Below are 20,585 nucleotides of genomic sequence, written 5' to 3'. Positions count from 1 at the left end.
TGTTGATGAAGATGACCGCTGTAAATCAAACCTATTGGAGTACACCACATGAACGGACACACCAATCCCTCCTTTGACGAAGCCATGCCACTGGGGGCGTCTGATGCGCAATTCATCAATGACCTGCATGAGCTACTGGAGCGCCACGGCAACCTGGATCGCTTCGGACTCTGCCTGCTGCACGATCACTTCGCGGTCGCCGAGGACGAGATCCTGCTCGAATGCAACGACCATGAAGCCCGCACCCTGCACCTGGATGTGGTCAAGCGCGGCGCGCTGCCGGAGAGCAAATTCACCAGTTGGCGCATCGGCGGCCCTCGGGCCGAGGCCCTGACTGCTTGCGCCATGGATAAATGCAAGGTCGAGGCCTTGACTGCCTGCGCCATGGACAAGTGTAAGGTCGAGGCCTTGACCGCCTGCGCCATGGACAAGTGCAAGGTTGAAGCCCTCACCGCCTGCGCCATGGACAAGTGCAAGGTCGAAGCCCTCACCGCCTGTGCCATGGATAAATGCAAGGTCGAAGCCCTCACCGCTTGCGCCATGGACAAGTGCAAGTAGTTCCAGGTCCTGCCGATGGCCAGTGGCGGGCACGGGAGGCCGATCGGCTGCCGTGCTCGTCCTGGCTTGCGCAGTTTTATCAGCGGCGCCACGGCGCCCTGGTCGGTTCCGGCAGCGCGGCGCTGGAACTGGCGCTGCGCCAACTGGGGGCCAGCGGCACCTGGCGGGTCGCGGTTCCCGCCGCCACCTGCCATCAAGTGGTGGCCGCCGTCCTCAATGCCGGCGCGATACCGGTGATTATCGAAAACGCCGCCGACCTGCTGCTCAGCAGCGAGGCGCTGGCGCCCCATATCCATGGCCTGGACGCGGTGATCGCGGTCCATCAATACGGCTTGCCCTGTGACATCCCGGCCTTGCGCCAGTTGCTGGGCCCGCGCCTGCCGATCATCGAGGACAGCGCCGGTGCCTGGGACCTGTGCTGTCCCGGCGCATCGCTGGTGGTCACCTCCCTGGGCCACGGCAAGGCCCTGGACATCGGCGGCGGTGGCGCGCTATTCGGCGATCTGCCGGTGGATGGCGACATCGACGTCTGGTCGCCGGGCCAGCGTTCCCGCGCCTGCCCGGCCTTGAGCCCGGCCCTGTCGATTCATGCCCTGCCGGCGCTGATGCCCGCAGTCGCCCGGGCCCAGGCCCGTAGCCGACGGCTGCGGGAGCAGATGCCCGGGCTGCTGGCGCGCTTGCGCGATGCCGGCCTGGAACCCTGGACCGCGGCCGGATCGGCGCTGCCCAGCGGTCAATACCTGGCGATCCGCACCCGCGAACCGCAGTTGTTCGAACGCCTGCGCCACAGCCCCCATGCCGAGGCACTGGGGGTCTGCGCCCCGGCGGCCGGCGCGCTGCGGGAGCTGCCCATGCTGCGCGGCCGTGGCGAGGTGGCCCAGGGGCCGCAAGCCAGCCTGGAACTGCGCCGCAACTGGGTCCTGCTGGACCCGATCGCCGCCCTCGACCACCCCGGGCGCCTGGATGCCTGGGCCGGAGACACTCGATGAACAGTCCCGCCTGGCAACCCCAGCACGATCTGAACCTGCCTTTCGCCCCAGGCCCACGGGTGCAACGACTGGCCGACTACGCCGAGAGCGGCCAGACACTGAGCACGGAACAACTGCTCGGGGTGGCCGGTGCGCGAGTGCTGTTCGCCAACTACCCGGCGCTGCGCGCCGACTTCGACGCGCCCTGGGAGGGAGCCACGGAGGCGGCCATCGATCGCTGGCTGCTGGACCACGCGGCTTTTATATCCACCAGCCAGGCAGCGGCCCAGGGCATCAACACCCCGATTACCCTGGACGACCGGCGGGTAACGGCCTGGCGTCCGCCACGTTATGGGCGCGCCGCGGTGCTGTGCACGCCGGCCAGCGAACAGGTGCTGTTCGACATCAAGGGCATTGGCGTGCCGCCGGACGAAGCCCCGCAGTTGCCCCATTCCAACGGTCTGCTGACCCTGGCCGAGGCGGTGCACGAAGTGCTGATGGAGCACCTGGTGTTCGCCGCCATGAACCACGCCGGCGCCGCGATCACGCCATTGCCGGCCTATGCCCTGATCGACCTGGGCTTCGATGCCTTGTGGCATGACGGGCGTGCGGCGGAACCGGCGGTGCTGCTGTTGCGCCGGGCCTGCACCCGCCCGCGCTGCCAGTGGCAGCGCTACTGGCAGGGCCCCGAACTGGCCGGGGCCCTGATGCAGGCCGAGCTTCTGCTGCGGCGTTATGGCTTGACCGCCAGCAGCTGCGGCGCGGTGCGCTTTCACCTGTGCCGGGAGAACGGCGAACTGCAAGTCACGCGCGATGAGCAAAGGCTGGCGGTCAGTGCTCAGGTGGCCGGGACGCTGCAACGCCTGCTGAGCGCCAACCGGGGTGCGCCCTTGCTGATCGACGGGGTCAACGTGCAACTGGCGGGGGTGCCCGGCGTGGCGCCATTGCAACTGCAGGTGATGGACTTTGGCCGCTATCGGTTTGCCGAGCGCTTCGACCATCACCTGTACGCCTGGATCGACGCCGACTACCAGAACCTCAACGGCCTGTACCTGGCGCCGGACGATCCGCGCTACGTGCAGCCCGATCCGCGCCTGAGCCTGGCCCGCAGTGCCGAGGGTCGGTGTTTCGCCGAGCTGCAACACCAGGTCGCGGGGTTTCGCCAGGGCGGCGATCCCCAGCGCCTGTGCCAGGCGTTGCGCGCCACCCTGGCAGAAGCCTGCCGGCCATTGCGCGGCCAGGCCTGAAGCCCGGGTCCGGGCGGGGCTCAGTCGCCGAGCAGGCCCGGCGCCGGGCGAACCCGGCGATCGGGGTGATCACGCTCGATGAACTGGCGCAGTCCTTCCCGGGTTTCAGGGGCGTGGATCGAACGGTTGAAGCACTGGGCCTCGATCTTCAGGCCTTCGGCCAGGGGCAGTCCGTAACCGCGGATGGCGGCTTCCTTGTCCGAGCGCATCGCCGGCTGCGGCAGCCCGGCGAGCATCCGGGCCAGCTCCAGGGCCCGTTTGAGGGAGCGCCCGCTGGGCACTATTTCGTTGACCAGGCCAATGCGATAGGCATCCTGGGCATCGATCACCTTGCCGGTGAGGATCAGCTCCATGGCCCGGCCCATGCCGATGATCCGCGGCAGGCGCTGGGTGCCGCCGTCCGCCAGGCCGATGTTCCAGCGGCGGCAGGTGACGCCAAAGGATGCGTGTTCCTCGGCGATGCGCATGTCGGCAAAACAGGCCCACTCCAGGCCCCCGGCATAGGCCACGCCATTGACCGCGGCGATCACCGGCTTGTAGACATCGACCCAGCGGCTGGGGCCAATGATGCCGGGGCGCTCGCCACGCTCATGGGCGGCCATTTCCTCGGGGTCCGACGGCACCAGTTGTGCGGCGGCCTTGAGGTCGCCGCCGGCACAAAAGGCCCGGTCGCCGGTGCCGGTGATGATCGCGACCAGGGCGCTTTCATCGTCGCGAAAGCGGCTCCAGGCTTCGATCAGTTCGCGGTGGGTCACGGGGCCGATGCAGTTGCGCTGCTCGGGACGGTTGAAGCGGATGACCACGATGGGGCCCTGTTGCTCGTAGGCGATTTCCTTGAAGTTCATGGCAACTCCTGTTGCAGGTCGTGGCCCGCTTGAGCGAACCCGAACAGCAGTATAGGCAGGCACGGCCCCGGGCCGGTGTGGCGTGGCACACATGCCTGGGCGCTGCCTGGACAGCCAGCAGCGGCTGGGGCGCTGGCCGGCGCACCGGCCGGCCTGTTAGCCTAGCCGCCCGCTTTGCCTGCACTGCGAAACCGCCATGACCTCTACAGCGCAATTCTGGCGCGATGCAAACCTGCCTTACGTCGAAAGCCGCCGGGCCTGTGACAGCCGCGCCAACTACAAGGCCCACAGCCATCCGACGCTGTCCATCGGCGTGGTGGACCGTGGCGTCAGCCTGTTCAGCGGCGGTGCCCAGGGCCCGACCCTGATCCAGGCCGGCAGCGTGGTGTGGGTCCCGGCCCATTGCGCCCATGCCTGCAATCCACGGCCCGATACCGCCTGGAGCTACCAGATGCTGCACCTGGACCCGCGCTGGGTCGGAGCGGTGCGCCAGGAAGCGCAGCACGACGGGCCGACGGCGCTGTGCCAGGTGCTGTTGAGCCAGGATCCGCACCTGTATCAGCGGGTTTGCCGGCTCAACGACCTGCTGTTTTCCGCCGCCAACTGGCAGGACAAGGAAGCCGCACTGATCGAGTTCATCGGCGACTTCCCGCTCCACGACCAGCCGGTGATTGCCCTGGCCGCCGACCCGGCAAGGGCCGGTGCCGGGGTGCGTCGGGTCATGCAGTTCCTGCGGGACGATGCGCAACAGGCCCAGCCCCTGGAACGCCTGGCAGCACTGGCCGGCCTCAGTCGCTACCAACTGATCCGCGCCTTTCGCAGCGCCACCGGAATGACGCCCCACGCCTATCAGCTGAACCAGCGGATCATCCAGGCCCGGACCTCGCTGCAGGCCGGGGAACCCTCGGCCGACCTGGCACAGCGCCTGGGTTTCGCCGATCAGGCGCACTTCCAGCGGGTGTTCAAGGCCCATGTCGGCGTGACCCCGGGGCTGTACAAGGCCTGAGGCCGCGCAATTTTCTTCAATACCGCAGCCCCTGGGGCGCCGCAGACTTCCGGGCTATCACGTCACTGGAAGTCTTTACCGATGCTGCAACAGTTCCTGCTGGTCGCCGCCGCACACTTTCTTGCCCTGCTCTCTCCCGGCCCGGATTTCTTCCTGGTGGCGCGCATGTCCATGGCCGCCGGCTGGCGCGCGGCCACTGGCGCCTGCCTGGGCATCGCCCTGGCCAACGGCGTATTCATCGTTCTGGCTTTCGCCGGGGTTTCGGTGTTTCGGGCCGACAGCCCGCTGTTCCTGACGATCCAGCTGGCCGGGTGCGGCTACCTGCTGTACATGGGCTGGCTGTTTCTGCGCCACGCCGGGGCCAGCTCCCTGGCCGCGGTGGACAGCAATGGCCAGACCCGCACGCTGGGCCGTGCCACCTGGTGGCGCGGCCTGGGCATGGGCTTTGCCTCCGGCATCCTCAATCCGAAGAACGCGCTGTTCTATGTCAGCCTGGCTTCCCTGGTAGGCGCGCAGACCAGCGCCGGCTGGAAACTGGTCTACGGCCTGTGGATGTTCAGCGCGGTGCTGCTGTGGGACGTGCTGGTGGCCCTGGCGATCGGCAATCGCCGGGTGCGCGAGCGCTTTGCCCGGGCCCTGCCCTGGCTGGAACGAGGCACCGGGGTGGTGCTGATCCTCCTGGCGTTGCTGGTGATCGGCGCCACGCTGTGGCGGCACTGAAGCTCTGGGCCGCGTCCCGCCACAGGCCTGCCGCGCCGCTGATGGCCACGCCGAAAAGCTCAAGCCCCAGACCCGCCCCGAACCTGCGACCGATGGCCGCAGGCATTGGTCTAATTAGCCCGCCGCTGCTTTCGTCTGTTTGCTACCATGCGCGGGTTTTTGCCTGTCTGGCTGTTCAAAGGGCGTTATTTCATGAGTGTTTTGCTGACTCGCCGCACCCTGCTCACCAGCGCCGGGGTGCTCGGCCTGGGCCTGCTTGCCGGTTGCGACAACAGTCCCCGACTGTCCTTCAAGTACGGCAAGGACCTGAGCAATCAGATTCTCGGCCGCACCTTCAAACTCACCGATTCCCAGGGCGAAACCAAGTCGCTGTCCAGCTACCGCGGCCTGATGCCGATGATCTTCTTCGGCTTCACCCAGTGCCCGGCCGTCTGCCCCACCACCCTGGCCCGCGCCGCCCAGGCCAAGAAGCTGATGGGCCGCGATGGCGAGCGCCTGAAAGTGGTGTTCATCACCCTGGACCCGGAGCGCGACACGCCCGAGGTGCTGGACGCCTACGTCAAGGCCTTCGATCCGAGCTTCGAAGCGCTGTACGGCAGCCTGGAAGAAACCGCGGCCACCGCCAAGGAATTTGGCGTGTTCTACGAAAAGATCCCCAGCGGCTCGACCTACACCCTGTCCCATACCGCCACCAGCTTTGTCTACGACTCCCGGGGCACCTTGCGCCTGGGGCTGTCCCAGTCTCTCAACGCCCAAGAGTGCGCGGAAGACCTGCTCACCGTCATGGAGGTTTGTTAATGAATGCCCACCAGCGCCCGTCGCGCCTTAAATCCGCCCTGCTGCTGATCTCTCTGCTGGGCCTGGCCGGCACCGCCGGCGCCGCGACCCAAGTGGACAACGCCTGGGTCCGCGCCACCGTCCCTGGCCAGCACGCCAGCGGCGCCTTCATGGACCTCACCGCCAGCAGCGACAGCAAGCTGGTCGAAGTGCAGTCACCTGTGGCCAAGAACGTGCAGATCCATCAGTCGAGCATGCACAACGACGTGATGAGCATGCAGCCAGTGGACGCCATCGCCCTGCCGGCCGGGAAGAAGGTCAGCCTGGACACCCACGGCTACCACGTGATGCTCATGGAGCTCACTGGTCAGATCAAGGCCGGGGACACCGTGCCGCTGACCCTGATCGTGGAAAACGCCAAGGGCGAGAAGGAGTCGATCAAGGTCCAAGCCCAAGCCCGGGCGCTGGATGCGCCGGACCACAGCATGATGAAGCACTGAGACAGCAAACATGAAAACCGGCCCCTGCGGGCCGGTTTTTTTATGAGTAATCCAGCGCCCGGGCCAGCCACACGGTGAAGCCGCAACACTGTGGATCTTCACTGATGTGCTGCACCACTTCGAAACCATGGGTATCGAGCAAGGTGCAGTATTCCCCCGGGTCCAGGCTCGCGTGGTACAGGGCCTCGCCTTCGAACTCGCCGATGGCCTCCCCTGCTGCAGGTCCGCTGGTGAACATCAGGGCGCAGCCCGGAGCCGCATGGCGTTCGAATACGGCGAACATGGCGCGCTGATCGTCCGGGCTCAGGTGGAACAGGCTGTTCCACGCCAGGATGCCGGCAAAGTCCTGATCCAGGGCCAGACCGCGCATGTCGGCGTTGATCCACTGCTGCTCGGGAAAGCGCTGGCGACACTGATCCAGCAAGGCGGCGCTGCTGTCGACGCCCGTGACCGCGTAACCACGTTCCACCAGATAGCGCGCCACCGGCTCGCCACCGCCACACCCCAGGTCCAGTACCTGCCGGCCAGACCCCATGACCTGGCGAAAGCGTTCGAACCAGGCCTGTTCGCTGTGAAATGCCTGGGTGTTGGCCCGGCGCGCCCGGTCCCAAGCCTGGGCATGACGCTGGTACAGATCGACGATGTGACGGGCGGATTCGTGCATCCACAGGCTTCCTTGTGCTGTTTGGTGGCCGCGGATTACAGCACAAGGGCGCCAGGCAAAGCGAAGTTGGCGGTAAGGCGTTATGTGGCCTGGCCGTTGGCATCCCAGGCCACCGGGGCCTGGCCGAGGAACTGACGCAGTTCGGCCAGCAGCTTGTCGCTGGAATGGCTGCTGGGCCGGTCGGCGACAAACCTCAGGCCCGGCATGATTGTCTGCACCCCATCGTAGTGCCACTGCCCAGGAGTGCGCTCCGTTTCCTGCAAGGCCCGGGCGAAGATCGCCAGGTCCCGACGGGCCCGGGGAATGCCGCTGCTGCGCTCGACCCAGCTTTCATAACGCTGGCGGATTTCGATACGCCCCTGATTGACGATGGCCAGCACCCCACAGCGACTGCGATTGTGCAACGCCACCGGCGACAGGCCGAAGTACTCGCCCTCGCCCTGCCATGCCCCGTCAGGCAGGCGAAAGATCGCCAGATCGATGTCCGGGTACTCTTCGATCCGTGTGGCGGCATGCTCCACCAGCAACGTACTGCGCTGCAGCTCCTGCATGGCCGGGTCGTACAGCTCGGCGTAACGCCGGGTGTTATCCAGCACATCGGCCAGTTGCGGCAACAGTGTGGTGAAACGCGTCATGAGTCGCCGGTCGTTGCCCCCCTGGCTGTGGCTGCGCACCCGGGCGGCCAGGGCATGCAGGGTAAAGGCGCAGTGCAGGGCCTGGGGCGAAGTGCCCCGGGTGAAGTCGCCGAGTCGTGCGATATCAATCAGCAATTGACGGTGCCGCAGGGCCTGCTCGGGGGCCAGGAAGGCGTAGACCGAGGCCAGCCCGTCAAGATCGAAATGATCGCTGGTGATCACCTGCGCCTGTTCCACCCTCAGCCCTTGTTGGAGAAAGATCAGGGCGCTGGTGGTGGACAGGTTGGCCTTGTAGGCGCTGGGGGTCTTGTTGGCCGGCCAATGGGACAAGGTCAGCACGGTGGCCGGATTGTCGATGGAATCCAGGGAGATATTGGTCCGTCTGTGGGTCTGGCCCAGGGGCAGGAATCCATAGGGGCTGTGGGGCCCCAGGCGCCAGGGTTGCAAGCCAGGCTCCAGCGGCGTTTCGCCGCCTCCGGGCGCCAGTCGCTGATGCAACTGCCGGGGCAGTTCCAGCGGCGCCGGCGTTGCGCTCCCGAGTTCGCCCGAACCGTCCAGGCGATAACTGAACTGGCGCAGGTTCTCCCGGCGCAGGTCCCGGGGGTTGCCATTGCACACCCCGCAGCCGGGGCCGCCGAGGACGCTGAGCAGATCGGTGAACTGATTGTCGGCAATGCCGATGGCGCGTCCCCCCAGCAGACGAAGGTCCAGGTGCGCGAACAATGGGGCGACTCCCGGATCGAAAAGGAAGCCCTGTTCCTGGCAAGCGGTATTGAGGCTGTTCATCTGTATGTCCTTGAAGTGTGACGAGTCAGGCGGGCCTCAGGCCTCGGCCAGCGCCCGGGTATGGTGGCGCCGGACCTGACGCATGCAGATAAACAACAGGGCCGATACCCCGGCGTAGATTCCGAACAGCCAGGCTGCGGCCTGGGCCGTACCGGCAACACCGGCGGTGGAACTGAGTCCGGCCAGATTGACAATCATCCCCGCCAGCGCCGCGCCCAGGGCCGTGGCCACCAGTTGCACCGTGGTGATCGAAGCGCCCGCCAGCTCCTTTTGGTCATCGGCCGCGTTTTCCAGGACTCGGGACAACAGATGGGGCCACGCCAGGCCGATCCCTGTGCCCACCAGCAACATGGCCAGGCACACCGCGCCCAGGCTCAGGAACGGCGTGGCTGTGGCAGGCATGAACAGGCAGGCCAGGAGCAGGCCGGCCACCACCAGAAACGGTCCGCTGGCAATAGCCCGGACCGCGCCCTGGGGGCTCAGGCCAGAGCTGAAGATCGCCCCCAGGGTCCAGCCGGCCGCCATCAGCGCGGCGATGTAACCCGCCAGCAAAGGCGTCTGCTGATGCAGCTCTTGCAGGAACAGTGGCACAAAGACCTCGCTGGTCATGCCCACCACCAGCAGCGCCATGGAGAGGTACAGCGCCAGCAAGGGGCTGCCGGATTTCAGGCTGTCGCGGGGCAAGAGACGTTTGCCGGAGCGGTTCTCCAGCACCACCACCAGCAGCAACAGGCCCAGACCGACGCCCAGGCCCAGAGCGTTGTACCCGGGTGAAGGTGTGATGCTGCCAATGGAGATCGCCAGCACCACCGCGGTCAGCAACACCAACTGCAGGCCGGGAATGGGACTGCGAGGCGCCGTATCGCGGCTTTTACCCGGTAACAGGACAATCGCCAGCAGCATGAACAGCAAGGTGCAGGGCACAAGCACCCAGAACGCCGCACGCCAGGCTCCGTGTTCGGCGAAGACCCCGCCCACGGCTGGTCCGATCAGGGTGGCCGCGCCCCACATGGCGGAAATCAGCGCCATCGCCCGGGGCCATAGCGGCTCGTCGAACACCAGGCGGATCATCGCGTAGGGCAAGGCGAACAGCAGCCCTCCGCCCAGGCCCTGGACACTGCGGCCGAAGATCAGCCAGCCCATGTCCGGGGCCAGGGCACACAGGCCGCAACCGAGCATGAACACCAGGCCGGCCAGGGCATAGGCGAGCTTCGGCCCCAGTATCCCCAGGGCCCGGGTGGACAACACCGAACCTATGATCGAGGCCACCACGAACAAGGTGGTATTCCAGGCGTAGTAGTCCAGGCCGCCGATATCCTTGACCACCGAAGGCAACAGCGTGGTGACCAGGTACACATTGATTGCATGCAGCGCCACGCCACCGGCCAGGGCTGCCGAGCGCAGTCCGTTCTTGCCCAGTAACAGTGCTGACCATCCGCTTGTCGAAGCCATGCCTTGCTCCCTTAGGGTGTTCGATAAGGTCGCACTGTATTACACAAGCTTTTACTTTGATAATTAATTTTTCATTGCCTCGCTTTCTTGCCCAATCCGCCGCTCAAAGCGCGACAATCGCCGGGCTCCTTGACCGGAGCCTGTTATGCTTGCGCGGTTGGCAGCGTCCTGCACACCCTTGATACCCCACTTGCGCATTGGTTAATGGCCCAGCATGTCCTCGATATCCTCCCCTGCCGAGAAGAAGAACCCCGGAGCCACCGCCGAGCGAATTCTGTTTCTGCTGAAAACCCGCGGCCCCTTGAAAACCGCCGACCTGGCCCCGCTGCTCAAGGTGTCCCTGGAAGCCACCCGCCAGCAGCTACAGAAGCTGCTGGACGCTGAACTGATCGCCGGGCAGATGATGCCGGCCCAGGGCGCCGGGCGTCCGTCACAGAAATGGGTGTTGACCGAGCAGGCCCAGGCCCGTTTTCCCGACACCCATGCCCACCTGACCCTACAACTGATCGATTCGATTCGCGCGGTCTATGGGGCCGACGGTGTGGAACGCATCGTCACTGATATGGAGCGGGTCAACACCGCGCAGTACCTCGACGTCTGCGCCCCGCTACCGACCCTGGAAGAACGGGTCCGGGCCCTGGCGCAGATCCGTGAAGTCGCCGGCTACATGGCCAGTGTCGAGGCCGACGGCGAGAGCTGGCTGTTGATCGAGAGTCACTGTCCGATCTGTGTCGCGGCCCAGCAGTGCCAGGGCTTCTGCCGCTCCGAACTGCAAGTGTTCCAGGCCGCCATTGGCGACCTTGGCCAGGTGCAGCGCGTGGAGCACCTGATCACTGGCGGTCGACGCTGCGTTTATCGCATCAGCGCCCTCCAACCGAGTCCCCGCCCGTGATCGCCCCGACCCTGTCGCACCTGCTCAAGCGTGGCGCGCTGATCTTCGGCGTTGCCGCATTCACCCTGCTGGCCTGGCGCGCCTACGACAGCGAGCGGGGTCCGGCGCTGCAACCCTGGCACCTGCGGGTGCCCCACGAATTGAGCGTCGAGCAGATCGATCGGGCCGACTGGGCAACCTGGCTGCAGGCCGAGGGGCGGGTGTTCGCCGAAGTCGAGCGCGAGGTCAGCGACACCCTCGATCCATCCCAGGTGCCGCCCTTCAACCGTTACCGCAAGGACAGCCGGGTCTACCCGCCACACTTCGCCACCGACTGGAACCGCTCCTACCTGCTGCGCCCCCAGGGTCCGCCCCGGGGCGTGGTGGTGCTGCTGCACGGGCTGACCGACTCGCCCTACAGCCTGCGGCACATTGCCCGGCGCTACGTTGCCCACGGCTACCTGGCCATCGGCCTGCGCCTGCCCGGTCACGGCACGGTGCCCGCCGGCCTGACCGAGGTGCAGTGGCAGGACTGGCTGGCGGCGACCCGCCTGGCCCTGCGCACGGCGCGGGCCGAAGTGCCGGCACCTGCGCCCCTGCACATCGTCGGCTACTCCAACGGTGGCGCCCTGGCGGTCAAGTACGCCCTGGACGCCCTCGGCGATCCGCAACTGCCACAGGCCCAGCGCCTGGTGCTGATTTCACCGATGATCGGCGTGGCGTCGTCGGCGCGCTTTGCCGGGCTGGCCGCCTGGCCCGCGGTGTTTCCAGCCTTCAGCAAGGCCGCCTGGCTGAACCTGCGCCCGGAATACAACCCGTTCAAGTACAACTCGTTTCCGGTCAATGGCGCGCGTCAGTCATGGCTGCTGACCGACGCCCTGCAAGGCCAGCTGCAAGCCCTGGCGGGCGATCCGCGGTTCCAGCAACTGCCGCCGATCCTCGCCTTCCAGTCCCTGACCGACGCCACGGTCAGCACGCCGGCGGTGGTGAACGGCCTGTTCCGCCGGCTCCCGGCCAACGGCAGCGAACTGGTGATCTTCGATCTGAACCGCACCAGCGACTTCGACGGCCTGCTGGACCCGTCCAGCCTCACCTCCCTGGCCAGCCTGCTGCCGGCGCCGCCGCGCAACTACAGCACGCGGATCCTGAGCAACGCCGAGAGCCCGTCGCACCACCTGGAAGAACTGGGCACCGCGGCCCTGAGCCTGGACAGCCAGCGCCGGCCCCTGGACCTGGCCTTCCCGGCGGGGGTGTTTTCCCTGTCCCACGTGGCCCTGCCATTCCCCGTCAGCGACAGCCTGTACGGCAGCCAACCCGATCCCGGCGAAGACTTCGGCCTGCACCTGGGCAGCCTCGCGGCCCGGGGCGAACGCGCCGTGCTGGTGGTGCCCATGGACGAGCTGATGCGTCTGACGTCCAACCCGTTCTACCCCTATCTGATCCGGCGCATCGAGTCGGATATAGATCAAGCAACAGTTCCGTCATTGATCCCCTGAATGGGCGGGTGTTAGCGTCACCGTCCTCTGCCCCCTTGATTTCCGAGGGGGCACAACTGCCGCGATGGCAGGGAATCGCAATGAAGACACTGTTTCAAAGCCGGGCGACCGGCCTCTCCCTTGCGCTGCGTCGGGCCATGGCCGGCGCGGCGCTGCTGGTCGCCGCCCAGAGCGCGCAGGCCGATCAGCAAGGGGACTTCTGGTATTTGCAGACCAGCGTCTACACCAACCACTGGAGCAACGATCCGGACCACAACAACCATCAGGACCTGATCGGCCTGGAGCGCAACTACGCCAGCGGAAAACTCTGGGGCCTGAGCACCTTTCGCAACTCCTTCTCCCAGCGCTCCTACTACGCCTACGTCGGCAAGGCCTGGGAGAGCGCCGACTGGCCGGTCTACGCCAAGCTCAGCGGCGGCCTGATCCAGGGCTACAAGGGCGACTACAAGGACAAGATTCCGCTGAACCACTTCGGCGTGGCGCCGGTGCTGATTCCGGCAGTCGGCATGCATTACGGCCCGGTAGGCACCGAGCTGGTGATACTGGGAGCCGCGGCGGTGATGGTCAACGTCGGCTACCGCTACTGACACCCGCCGGGCCCAGGGATTGGCCCGGTAAAGTCGCACAATCGTTCAAGACGTTCCTCCAGCCCTTGCCCAGAATCTCGAAGCCTGATGGCCGGCGCCTTGACGCGCCCGGCGTGGCGTCAATCCGAGAGGGCAAGGTATTCATGCAGCAGCAATCACAGCCAGAGTTATTGACCGGCCGGCCCGAGCTCTGGCGCCGGGTCGCGCCGACGGCCCTGGCCATTGTTCCGGTCAGCATGCTGTTTGGCGTACTGGCGGCCCGCGCCGACTGGTCGTTGCTGGAGGTGGCCCTGGTGGGCCTGCTGGGGTTCACCGGCAGCGGCCAGTTTGCCGCCCTGCCCCTGGCCCAATCCGGCGCCGGGTTCTTCACCCTGTTGCTGCTGACCGCCTCGCTCAACAGCCGCTACCTGCCGATGGCCTTCGCCTCGTCGGCGCGGCTGCCGCGCCGGTGGCTGCCCAAGGCCGCGGCGGCCCATCTGCTGGGGGACGAGGCCTACGCCACCGAGACCCCGGGAGACAGCCCGGCCGCGGTGCTGATGATCCGGGCAACGATTTTCCTCACCTGGGTCCTGTCCGGGGTACTCGGGGCCTGTTTGGGGCGCGCGCTGCCCGCGCATTGGGTCGGCGCCGAGCTCAATCTCGGCTACCCCGCCAGTGTGGTGTTGATGTACCTGGCGCTGAGCCAACTGCGCCGGCGCCTGGCGGGGCTCCCCGGGCGGCGTCTGGCAATCCTGGTGCACCTGGCGCTGTGTGTGGCCCTGAGCCTGGCGCTGATCCGCCTGCTGGGCACTCTGTACTTCTGGATCCCCAGCGTACTGGCCACCAGCGTGCTCCTGGCCTGGGCCCGATCATGAGTCATGGGAGCTGGGTCACCATTGCCGCGCTGTTCGCCACCAGTTGCCTGGTGCGCATCATCCCGGCCTTCGTCACCCTTCGCCTGCGACCGGACCTGCAACGCTGCCTGCAAGAGGAGCTGCCCGTGGCGGTTTTCATCAATTTCGCGGTGTACATCGCCTACGGCGAAATCGGCCGCGAGCCTTGGGCGGCGGCCGGCTCACTGCTGATCGTCGGGGTCATCGCCCTGGGTGGCAGCCTGGGCCTGATCGCCACCGCGGCCATCGGCACCGCGGTGTATGCGGCCCTGCTGCAACTGCCCGGATAGCGCATGCCGCGCCCCGGGGCGGCCGCTGTCGTTCTATTGCCCTTCGTCGCAGCCCAGCCCCTGACGCTGCGCTTGCTCGTCCTTCAGGGACTTGCCGGTGCGGGCCATGATCTGCCCTTGCAGGGTTTGCAGTTCAGTACCGTCCAGGCGCTTGCACAGGTTCGTCTCCCAGACATCGCCGGTGGCGATGCTCACCGAGAACAGCCCCCAGTACTCGGTGGCGCCGGCCTTGGGGTCGTTGTAGCCGAGGCTGAAGTCGAAGTACCCCGGATGGGGCGGCTGGCCGTGCTCATCCTGCAGATCGCCGTCGACGAACACCCCGGGTTTGTCCAGTTGATAGTCCTGATGCCTGAGGGCCACCAGTAGCACTGCCTGAGCCTGTTCGCGGGTCAGGCCCGTGGCCTTGACCTGAGCCGGCGACAGGGCGCCGCCGGCGCAGGCGACCAGGGTGGTGCACGCCAGGGTCAGGCCCAGCAGCCAGGAACGGCGATCGTTGTTCAGCACGCCAGACGCCCCCTGACCGAGAGGATGATCTTTGCCAGGTAGTCGGCAAAACCATTGCGCCCGCCGGTCGCCGCATCGCCACTGTTGTAGCCGCTGCGCACCAGGGCCTGGGCGAACTCCATGGGCTCGCGCTTGCCGCGCACCGAGGCGCCATAGCGCAAGGCGAAGGACTGGGCGGATTTCTGGAAGGAGTCGAACTTCGCCACCTTGACGCTGGCGCTGCCCTGGGCCGATTCGGCGCTGATCTGCAAGGGCGCCGGTGCATGCATGGAGAAGTAGTTGTTCAGTTCCCGGGCGATCCGCCCCGCCCCGTACTGGCTCTCCTGAGCCGCCAGGCCGAGGATGTTTTCCACCGGCAGGTCCAGTTGGTCGGCGATCGGCTGGCAGGCCGCCTTGTATTTACTGACAAAGGTGACGGCATTGATGTTGTTGCACAGTTTGGCGCTCAAGATTGCTTCCCTCGGTTGACCGGTCAATTCCATTTCCAGCAGGTGCTGCGGCGCCGATTGTAAATCAATCCCGGGCACTTGCCCGGGACTTCTTGCAGCGCCTGGTCCAGGTCTGTGGGCGTCATCACACACTGGGCGGCGGCAGCCGACCGCGGACCGCGGGCAAATGCCGTCATCACGGGAATTCACCATAAATTTGACGTTTTTTTCTGATTTGCCGCTCTACATTGCCGGCGACTTCATATGCAAATGATTCCTATTGTTCAGCCGATTCGCGATGCCTTCTCTGGCGCCTCGAACCGCCCGGTTCGACGCCCGACAAAAACAACACCCCAGGAGCTGCCCCCAGCATGACCCTCACGCCCTCTTCGCTGTTCAACACCGCCCTGCTCAGCGCCGCCTTGCTGGCCATCGGGCAGGCCCGCGCCGCCGACGCCGACGGCATCCTGGTCTACAACGCCCAGCACGAGGGGCTGACCAAGGCCTGGGTGGAAGGCTTCACCCGGGAAACCGGGATCAAGGTCACCCTGCGCAACGGCGATGACAGCGAGATGGGCAACCAGCTGGTGCAGGAAGGCAACGCTTCGGCGGCGGATGTGTTCCTCACCGAGAACTCCCCGGCCATGGCCTTGGTGGACAACGCCGGGCTGCTCGCCAAAGTGGCCCCGGGCACCCTGGAACAGGTGGCCGCTGCCTATCAGCCGGTCCATGGCAACTGGGTGGGAATTGCGGCGCGCTCCACGGTGTTCGTCTACAACCCGGCCAAGCTAGGCCCGGGCGACCTGCCCAAATCCCTGCTGGATCTGGCAGCGCCCGCCTGGAAAGGCCGCTGGGCCGCGTCTCCTGCCGGGGCCGACTTCCAGGCCATTGTCAGCGCGGTACTGGAACTCAAGGGCGAAGCCGCGACCCTGGAATGGCTCAAGGGCATCAAGGCCAATGCCAGCGTCTATCGCGGCAACAGCGCGGTGCTCAAGGCGGTCAATGCCGGTCAGGTGGACAGCGGCGTGATCTATCACTACTACAGCTTCGTCGACCAGTCCAAGACCGGCGAGAACAGCAAGAACACCGCCCTGCACTACTTCAAGCATCAGGACCCGGGGGCCTTCGTCAGCCTTTCCGGCGGCGCCGTGCTGGCCAGCAGCAAGCATCCGCAACAGGCCCAGGCGTTCCTCAAGTGGATCACCGGCGAACACGGCCAGGCGGTGCTCAGGACCGGTCACTCATACGAGTACGCCGTGGGCAAGGGCGCGGCCTCCAACCCGGCCCTGGTGCCGCTGGCCGAACTGGAGGCGCCCCAGGTGGATGCCGCCAGGCTCAACAGCAAAAAGGCGGTGGACCTGATGACCCAGGCCGGTCTGCTGTAATCCATGGCTGACCATCTGTCACAGGTCGAGGGCATCGACGGCGCCGCCCGCCTGCCCGCGGTGCGACTGCGCCAGCGTCGCCGCGACCGCGCCAGCGCGCCCTGGCTGCTGGGGGCTGCGCTGCTGGTGTCGTTGCTGGCCCTGGTGCCCCTGGGGTTCGTCGTCGCGGTGTCGATCCAGACCGGTTGGGCCGGCATCGCCGAGCTGGTGCTGCGGCCCCGGGTCGCGGAGCTGTTGTTCAACACCCTGCTGTTGCTGCTCCTGACCCTGCCGCTGTGCGTGCTGCTGGGGGTGGCCCTGGCCTGGCTCACCGAGCGCAGCGATCTGCCCGGAAGGCGGGCCTGGGCGGCGCTGGCGGTGGCGCCCATGGCGGTGCCGGCGTTCGTCCACAGCTACGCCTGGGTCAGCCTGCTGCCGGCCTTGCACGGGTTGCCCGCGGCGGTGCTGGTGTCGGTGATCGCCTATTGCCCCTTCGTCTATCTGCCGGTAGCCGCCACCCTGCGCCGCCTCGATCCGGCCCTCGAAGACGTCGCCCAATCCCTTGGGCTCAGGCCTCGGGCGCAGTTCTTGCGGGTGGTGCTGCCGCAATTGCGCCTGGCCATCGCCGGTGGCGCGCTGCTGGTGGGCCTGCACCTGCTGGCGGAGTACGGCCTGTACGCGATGATCCGCTTCGACACCTTCACCACGGCCATCTACGACCAGTTCCAGTCCACCTACAACGGGCCGGCGGCGAACATGCTGGCGGGGGTCCTGGTGGTGTGCTGCCTGGTGTTGCTCAGTGCCGAGTCCGCCTGTCGGGGGCAGGCGCGCTACGCCCGGGTCGGCTCGGGCAGCCCGCGTACCCAGCCGCTGCAGAGCCTGTCCGGCCTCGGCCGCTGCGCCGGTCTGTTGCTGGTGGGCTTGAGCAGCGCACTGGCCCTGGGCGTGCCGCTGCTGACCCTGGGCAACTGGTTGCTGGCCGGCGGCAGCGAAGCCTGGCAAGTCCCGGAACTGCTGCCCAGCCTGGGGCAGACCCTGGCTCTGGCCAGTCTCGGCGCCCTGCTCACCACCTGTGCGGCGTTCCCCCTGGCCTGGTTGTCGATCCGGGCGCCGGGGCGCCTGCTGCGGCTGCTGGAAAGCGCCAATTACATCGCCAGTTCGCTGCCGGGAATCGTCGTCGCCCTGGCCCTGGTGACCGTCACGGTGAGGTACGCCCGGCCGATCTACCAGACCAGCCTCACGGTGCTCCTGGCCTATGGGTTGATGTTCCTGCCCCGGGCCCTGGTCAGCTTGCGGGCCGGTATCGCCCAGGCACCGGTGGAGCTGGAGCATATCGCTCGCAGCCTGGGGCGCACGCCATTGCAGGCCCTGTGGCGGGTCACCCTGCGCCTGGTGGCCCCCGGGGCTGCGGCCGGTGCGGCCCTGGTGTTTCTGGCCATCAGCAATGAGCTGACCGCCACCCTGTTGCTGGCCCCCAATGGCACCCGGACCCTGGCCAGCGCGTTCTGGGCCCGGACCAGCGAAATCGACTACGCCGCTGCCGCGCCCTATGCCTTGCTCATGATCCTGATCTCACTGCCGTTGACCGGCCTTCTCTACCATCAATCCAGACGCACGGCGGGCCGATGAACAGCCTTGAACTCCAGCAACTGCACAAGTCCTACGGCACTGTGACGGCGGTGCACGACGTCAGCCTGAACCTGCCCGCCGGCAGTCGCACGGCGATTGTCGGGCCTTCCGGCTCGGGCAAGACCACCCTGCTGCGGATGATCGCCGGTTTCGAATTTCCCGACCGCGGCCGCATCAGCCTCAATGGCCAGGTCCTGGTGGATGACGAGGGCGCCCTGCCGGCCCATCAGCGCCTGATCGGTTACGTGCCCCAGGACGGCGCCTTGTTCCCGCACCTGAACGTGGCGGCCAATATCGGTTTCGGCCTGCCGGGCAAGATGGCGGCCAAACAGACGCGCATCGACGAATTGCTCGACATGGTGGCCCTGGATCCGGCCATGGGCATGCGCTGGCCCCATGAACTGTCCGGCGGCCAGCAGCAACGGGTCGCCCTGGCCCGCGCCCTGGCCCAGCGCCCGCGGCTGATGCTGCTGGACGAGCCTTTCTCGGCCCTGGACACCGGCCTGCGGGCCTCGATGCGCAAGACCGTGGCCCGCCTGCTGGCGGATGCCGGCATCACCACCATCCTGGTGACCCATGACCAGGCCGAAGCGCTGTCCTTTGCCGACCAGTTGGCGGTGATGCGCCAGGGGCATCTGGTGCAGAGCGGGCCGCCGCTGGAGCTGTACCGGCATCCCAGGGATGCCCAGACCGCGCTGTTCCTCGGCGACGCGGTGGTGCTGCCGGCCCGCCTGGAGCAGGGTCTGGCCCACTGCGACCTGGGGCCGGTGCCGATTGCCGACCCGGCGCGCCAGGGTCCGGCGCAGATCATGCTGCGCCCCGAGCAACTGCAATGGACCGCCGGCGGCGCGAACAGCGGCGCGACACCGGGCTGCGCCGGGGTGGTCAGGGACTGGGATTTTGCCGGCAACCACTGCACCTTGAGCGTCGCCATCACCACCGCCGACGGCAGCCAGCAGCTGCTGCCGGTGCCGGCTGGCGGTCTACAGGCCCCGGCCCCCGGCAGCCGGGTCTGGATCACCACCCAGGGCCAGGCCCACGTGCTGGACTCCCGGGACCTCTGCGGGCGGCGGCCGGCGCCGGCGGGGCCGTGACCGGATGTGGCTCACAGGTCGAAGCGATCGATGGCCCGGCGCCGCTCATTGTCGTCGCGCATGTCGTAGCTGGCGGTGGTCTGGATGTTGGTGTGGTGAGCCAGCTTCTGGGCAATCGACAGGTCGTGTTCCTCGATCACTCGGGTGATGAATGAGCGGCGGAAATCGTGGGGCATGATCTGCACGCCGACCTGGGCGCCGCGCTGCCGGGCGATGTAGTAGATGGCGTGCTTGGTGATGCGCTCGCGGGTGATATGACCGCCGCGGCGGATCCGGTTGAATAGAAAGCCGTCGTCCTCAAGGCCCGCCGGCAAGTCTGCGCGACGCAGGTCCAACCAGGCCTGGAGCTTGTCGAAGGCCCAGGTCGGCGCGTACTTGATCAGTTGCTTGTTGCCCTTGGCCAGCACCTGCAGGCTGCGCTGGGCGAAGTCGACCTGGGCCAGATCCAGGTTCACCGACTCCGACTTGCGCATGCCCGAGCCGTAGAGCACGGCGATGATCGCCGCGTCGCGCACGCCCTGGGGGCGCGGGTCGGCGGCACAGACGGCCATCAGCTCCTGGATCAGCCCGCGCCTGAGGTTGCGCCCCCGGGACAGGCGCGTGCCGCCCATGGCCTTCACCGAGCGCATCTTGAGCAGGTGGTCGTGGCTGATCAGGCTGGCGCGCCAGGCTTCGTTCAACACCCCGCGCAGGGCGTTGACGTAGAGCGAGGACGTGCTGGGGGCGTAACCGTCGCGGCGCAAGGTCGCCACCAGGGCCGTGACCTGCTCGGGCTGCAGCTGGTGCCAGGGGATGTCCTCCAGGTTGAGGTCTTCATAGCCCAGGCGGTCGGCGGCGTCCTGCAGCACGTAGCGCAGGGTGGCCTGGCTGGAGGGGGCCAGGCGGGTCAGGTACAGGCTGAGGGGGTTGGCGCTGCAAGCACCAGGTACGGACGACATCAGGGTCGTCCCCAGGGAGCGGGTTGCACCGGGTAGCACCCTGAACCAAGAGAAAAAAGTCTGCGGTTACCCTCTTCAACAGCCGCCGAAAACCGGCTAAAACAATGGCCCGCACTCAGTTGATTGCCGCCCTTGCACACAAACTGAACGCTGGCTGTCTGGCTCGCAGAAAAACGGACTTTTACCTTATTTTTCATATTCGTTTCACATTTTTCCGCTTAATCTCAGCCCCCGACGGCTCGCCCTCCGAGTGCAGCTTTTTCTCAGGTTGCAAAGATAACACCTTGATCCACATTTACTTTTCACAAACATAGTCTTTACTCATGTGCTGCATGGAATGCCCCGCTGGCTCAA

22 protein-coding genes are annotated in these 20,585 nt (G+C 66.8%); 15 read left to right on the top strand and 7 right to left on the bottom strand.

All coding sequences use genetic code 11. The annotated features are described in order from the left end of the window. Positions 1-48: 48 nt before the first annotated feature. Genes L1O02_RS15695 through L1O02_RS15685 form a run of 3 tightly spaced genes read left to right on the top strand, consistent with a single transcriptional unit; the run spans position 49 to position 2,773 of the window. Positions 49-558 (top strand): hypothetical protein, encoded by a 510-nt coding sequence (locus tag L1O02_RS15695; protein WP_060839285.1) that lies wholly within the window; start codon positions 49-51, stop codon positions 556-558. Next, the gene (locus tag L1O02_RS15690; RefSeq protein WP_235760219.1) at positions 549-1,547 is read left to right on the top strand and encodes a DegT/DnrJ/EryC1/StrS family aminotransferase; all 999 of its coding nucleotides are present in this window, start codon (positions 549-551) and stop codon (positions 1,545-1,547) included. Before L1O02_RS15695 ends, L1O02_RS15690 begins: the two co-directional genes overlap by 10 nt. After that, on the top strand, positions 1,544-2,773 hold the full coding sequence (locus L1O02_RS15685) for a hypothetical protein (RefSeq protein WP_235760218.1): 1,230 nt from the start codon (positions 1,544-1,546) through the stop codon (positions 2,771-2,773). Before L1O02_RS15690 ends, L1O02_RS15685 begins: the two co-directional genes overlap by 4 nt. 20 nt (positions 2,774-2,793) lie before the next feature. On the opposite strand, the gene L1O02_RS15680 is transcribed toward L1O02_RS15685, so the two are convergent. After that, positions 2,794-3,618 (bottom strand): enoyl-CoA hydratase-related protein, encoded by an 825-nt coding sequence (locus tag L1O02_RS15680; protein ID WP_235760217.1) that lies wholly within the window; start codon positions 3,616-3,618, stop codon positions 2,794-2,796. A gap of 196 nt (positions 3,619-3,814) precedes the next feature. Here L1O02_RS15680 and L1O02_RS15675 point away from each other — a divergent pair, with 196 nt between their 5' ends. The 4 genes from L1O02_RS15675 to L1O02_RS15660 all read left to right on the top strand — a co-directional run bounded on the left by L1O02_RS15675 (position 3,815) and on the right by L1O02_RS15660 (position 6,621). Further along, a complete protein-coding gene (locus L1O02_RS15675) occupies positions 3,815-4,624 on the top strand; it encodes an AraC family transcriptional regulator (protein WP_235760216.1) in 810 nt (269 codons plus the stop codon). 81 nt (positions 4,625-4,705) lie between these two features. After that, positions 4,706-5,344 (top strand): LysE family translocator, encoded by a 639-nt coding sequence (locus L1O02_RS15670; RefSeq protein WP_129406117.1) that lies wholly within the window; start codon positions 4,706-4,708, stop codon positions 5,342-5,344. A 192-nt stretch (positions 5,345-5,536) separates the two neighbouring features. Continuing rightward, positions 5,537-6,142, top strand: a complete 606-nt coding sequence (locus tag L1O02_RS15665) for an SCO family protein (protein ID WP_042941277.1) — start codon at positions 5,537-5,539, stop codon at positions 6,140-6,142. Beyond that, a complete protein-coding gene (locus L1O02_RS15660; protein WP_235760215.1) occupies positions 6,142-6,621 on the top strand; it encodes a copper chaperone PCu(A)C in 480 nt (159 codons plus the stop codon). Before L1O02_RS15665 ends, L1O02_RS15660 begins: the two co-directional genes overlap by 1 nt. A 40-nt stretch (positions 6,622-6,661) precedes the next feature. Here L1O02_RS15660 and L1O02_RS15655 read toward each other — a convergent pair whose 3' ends face one another. The 3 genes from L1O02_RS15655 to L1O02_RS15645 all read right to left on the bottom strand — a co-directional run bounded on the left by L1O02_RS15655 (position 6,662) and on the right by L1O02_RS15645 (position 10,158). Then, entirely contained in the window at positions 6,662-7,285 is a 624-nt protein-coding gene (locus L1O02_RS15655; RefSeq protein ID WP_235760214.1) for a class I SAM-dependent methyltransferase, read from the bottom strand. Positions 7,286-7,365: 80 nt separating this feature from the next. Continuing rightward, positions 7,366-8,706 carry a DUF6687 family protein gene (locus tag L1O02_RS15650; protein WP_235760213.1) on the bottom strand — a complete coding sequence of 447 codons (1,341 nt, stop codon included), beginning with the start codon at positions 8,704-8,706 and terminating at the stop codon, positions 7,366-7,368. Between the two features lie 36 nt (positions 8,707-8,742). Beyond that, the gene (locus L1O02_RS15645) at positions 8,743-10,158 is read right to left on the bottom strand and encodes an MFS transporter (RefSeq protein ID WP_235760212.1); all 1,416 of its coding nucleotides are present in this window, start codon (positions 10,156-10,158) and stop codon (positions 8,743-8,745) included. A 214-nt stretch (positions 10,159-10,372) separates the two neighbouring features. Between L1O02_RS15645 and L1O02_RS15640 the strand changes: the two genes are divergently transcribed. From L1O02_RS15640 to L1O02_RS15620, 5 genes are all read left to right on the top strand, one after another. Beyond that, positions 10,373-11,050 carry a hypothetical protein gene (locus tag L1O02_RS15640; RefSeq protein WP_060839295.1) on the top strand — a complete coding sequence of 226 codons (678 nt, stop codon included), beginning with the start codon at positions 10,373-10,375 and terminating at the stop codon, positions 11,048-11,050. Then, positions 11,047-12,525: an alpha/beta hydrolase gene (locus L1O02_RS15635; protein ID WP_235760211.1), complete on the top strand. Its 1,479-nt coding sequence runs from the start codon at positions 11,047-11,049 to the stop codon at positions 12,523-12,525. Before L1O02_RS15640 ends, L1O02_RS15635 begins: the two co-directional genes overlap by 4 nt. 137 nt (positions 12,526-12,662) lie before the next feature. Further along, a complete protein-coding gene (locus L1O02_RS15630) occupies positions 12,663-13,112 on the top strand; it encodes a sn-glycerol-3-phosphate transporter (protein ID WP_129406211.1) in 450 nt (149 codons plus the stop codon). Positions 13,113-13,255: 143 nt separating this feature from the next. Then, a complete protein-coding gene (locus L1O02_RS15625) occupies positions 13,256-13,966 on the top strand; it encodes an AzlC family ABC transporter permease (RefSeq protein WP_235760210.1) in 711 nt (236 codons plus the stop codon). Next, on the top strand, positions 13,963-14,274 hold the full coding sequence (locus L1O02_RS15620) for a hypothetical protein (RefSeq protein ID WP_108543750.1): 312 nt from the start codon (positions 13,963-13,965) through the stop codon (positions 14,272-14,274). Before L1O02_RS15625 ends, L1O02_RS15620 begins: the two co-directional genes overlap by 4 nt. A gap of 33 nt (positions 14,275-14,307) precedes the next feature. On the opposite strand, the gene L1O02_RS15615 is transcribed toward L1O02_RS15620, so the two are convergent. Further along, complete coding sequence (locus tag L1O02_RS15615; RefSeq protein WP_060843594.1) at positions 14,308-14,778, bottom strand: hypothetical protein; 471 nt, start codon at positions 14,776-14,778, stop codon at positions 14,308-14,310. Continuing rightward, complete coding sequence (locus L1O02_RS15610; RefSeq protein WP_042941648.1) at positions 14,772-15,227, bottom strand: glucosaminidase domain-containing protein; 456 nt, start codon at positions 15,225-15,227, stop codon at positions 14,772-14,774. Before L1O02_RS15610 ends, L1O02_RS15615 begins: the two co-directional genes overlap by 7 nt. A 350-nt stretch (positions 15,228-15,577) precedes the next feature. Here L1O02_RS15610 and L1O02_RS15605 point away from each other — a divergent pair, with 350 nt between their 5' ends. From L1O02_RS15605 to L1O02_RS15595, 3 genes are read left to right on the top strand one after another with little or no spacing between them, the layout of a single operon-like run. Further along, complete coding sequence (locus tag L1O02_RS15605; protein WP_060839301.1) at positions 15,578-16,591, top strand: iron ABC transporter substrate-binding protein; 1,014 nt, start codon at positions 15,578-15,580, stop codon at positions 16,589-16,591. 15 nt (positions 16,592-16,606) lie between these two features. Next, complete coding sequence (locus tag L1O02_RS15600; RefSeq protein WP_231979056.1) at positions 16,607-18,199, top strand: iron ABC transporter permease; 1,593 nt, start codon at positions 16,607-16,609, stop codon at positions 18,197-18,199. Then, positions 18,196-19,293, top strand: coding sequence for an ABC transporter ATP-binding protein (locus L1O02_RS15595; protein ID WP_108543754.1), 1,098 nt, complete (start codon positions 18,196-18,198; stop codon positions 19,291-19,293). Before L1O02_RS15600 ends, L1O02_RS15595 begins: the two co-directional genes overlap by 4 nt. A gap of 11 nt (positions 19,294-19,304) precedes the next feature. Here L1O02_RS15595 and L1O02_RS15590 read toward each other — a convergent pair whose 3' ends face one another. Continuing rightward, on the bottom strand, positions 19,305-20,231 hold the full coding sequence (locus tag L1O02_RS15590; RefSeq protein ID WP_060839304.1) for a tyrosine-type recombinase/integrase: 927 nt from the start codon (positions 20,229-20,231) through the stop codon (positions 19,305-19,307). Positions 20,232-20,585 lie beyond the last annotated feature (354 nt).

This window comes from Pseudomonas sp. BC42 (assembly GCF_021560055.1).
Lineage (GTDB): Bacteria > Pseudomonadota > Gammaproteobacteria > Pseudomonadales > Pseudomonadaceae > Aquipseudomonas.
Note: the sequence above shows the minus strand (reverse complement) of the source record. Positions and strands in the feature narration are given on the sequence as shown.